The sequence below is a fragment of the Emticicia agri genome (assembly GCF_004168285.1).
Lineage (GTDB): Bacteria > Bacteroidota > Bacteroidia > Cytophagales > Spirosomataceae > Emticicia > Emticicia agri.
The window spans coordinates 1-1,956 of the sequence record NZ_SEWF01000172.1 but is presented as its reverse complement, the minus strand read 5'-3'; the positions used below and the strand labels follow the sequence as shown (position 1 = coordinate 1,956).

1 protein-coding gene is annotated in these 1,956 nt (G+C 43.6%); it reads right to left on the bottom strand.

Going from position 1 to position 1,956, the window contains the following annotated elements:
- On the bottom strand, positions 1-1,956 hold a 1,956-nt coding region (locus EWM59_RS28185; RefSeq protein WP_374755964.1), incomplete at both ends, for a beta strand repeat-containing protein.

Here is a 1,956-nt window from a genome sequence, read left to right as displayed (position 1 = left end):
TAATCACTACCGAAGTAGTTGCTGTGGCACTACAGCCATTGGCATTGGTAACTGTTACTGTATAAACTCCGGCGTTAGCCGCTGTTACGTTGCTGATACTTGGATTTTGATTGGTTGAACTGTATGAATTTGGCCCTACCCATGAATAGGTTGTACCACCTGATGCTGTCAAGTTCAAAGTTTTACCTACGCAAACAGGTGTGTTTGAACCTGCGGTTGGGGTTGGTAAGGCATTAATGACTACTGAGGTAGTCGCTGTGGCACTACAACCATTGGCATTGGTAACTGTTACAGTATAAACTCCGGCTGCGGCCGTTGTTACATTGCTAATACTTGGATTTTGATTGTTTGATGTATAAGCATTTGGTCCTGACCATGAATAGCCTGTGCCACCTGATGAAGTTAAGTTCAATGTTTGTCCTACACAAACTGGTGTATTTGAACCTGCGGTTGGGGTTGGCAAGGCATTGATGACTACCAAAGTAGTAGCTGTGGCACTACAACCATTGGCATTCGTTACGGTTACTGTGTAAACTCCAGCGTTAGCTGCTGTTACATTACTTATACTTGGATTCTGACTTGTTGAACTGTATGAGTTCGGTCCTGACCATGAATAGCTTGTGCCTCCCGAGGCTGTTAAGTTTAAGGTTTTACCCACACAAACTGGTGTATTTGAACCTGCGGTTGGTGTTGGTAAAGTATTAATCACTACTGACGTAGTCGCTGTGGCACTACAACCATTGGCATTCGTAACTGTTACGCTATACACTCCTGCATTTGAAGTTGTTACATTGTTGATGCTTGGATTCTGGCTTGTTGAAGTATATGAGTTTGGTCCTGACCATGAATAAGAAGTTCCACCTGATGCTGTCAGATTCAATGTTTTTCCTACACAAACTGGTGTGTTTGAACCTATTGTTGGTGTTGGCAAGGTATTGATGACTACTGAAGTAGTGGCAGTAGCACTACAACCATTGGCATTAGTTACAGTTACTGTATAAACTCCTGCATTAGCTGCTGTTACATTGCTGATGCTTGGGTTTTGACTGGCTGAGGTATATGAATTCGGCCCTGACCATGAATAAGAAGCGCCACCCGATACTGTCAGATTCAATGTTTGTCCTACACAAACTGGTGTGTTTGAACCTGCAGTTGGTGCTGGTAAAGCATTAATCACTACCGAAGTAGTTGCTGTGGCACTACAGCCATTGGCATTGGTAACTGTTACTGTATAAACTCCGGCGTTAGCCGCTGTTACGTTGCTGATACTTGGATTTTGATTGGTTGAACTGTATGAATTTGGCCCTACCCATGAATAGGTTGTACCACCTGATGCTGTCAAGTTCAAAGTTTTACCTACGCAAACAGGTGTGTTTGAACCTGCGGTTGGGGTTGGTAAGGCATTAATGACTACTGAGGTAGTCGCTGTGGCACTACAACCATTGGCATTGGTAACTGTTACAGTATAAACTCCGGCTGCGGCCGTTGTTACATTGCTAATACTTGGATTTTGATTGTTTGATGTATAAGCATTTGGTCCTGACCATGAATAGCCTGTGCCACCTGATGAAGTTAAGTTCAATGTTTGTCCTACACAAACTGGTGTATTTGAACCTGCGGTTGGGGTTGGCAAGGCATTGATGACTACCAAAGTAGTAGCTGTGGCACTACAACCATTGGCATTCGTTACGGTTACTGTGTAAACTCCAGCGTTAGCTGCTGTTACATTACTTATACTTGGATTCTGACTTGTTGAACTGTATGAGTTCGGTCCTGACCATGAATAGCTTGTGCCTCCCGAGGCTGTTAAGTTTAAGGTTTTACCCACACAAACTGGTGTATTTGAACCTGCGGTTGGTGTTGGTAAAGTATTAATCACTACTGACGTAGTCGCTGTGGCACTACAACCATTGGCATTCGTAACTGTTACGCTATACACTCCTGCATTTGAAGTTG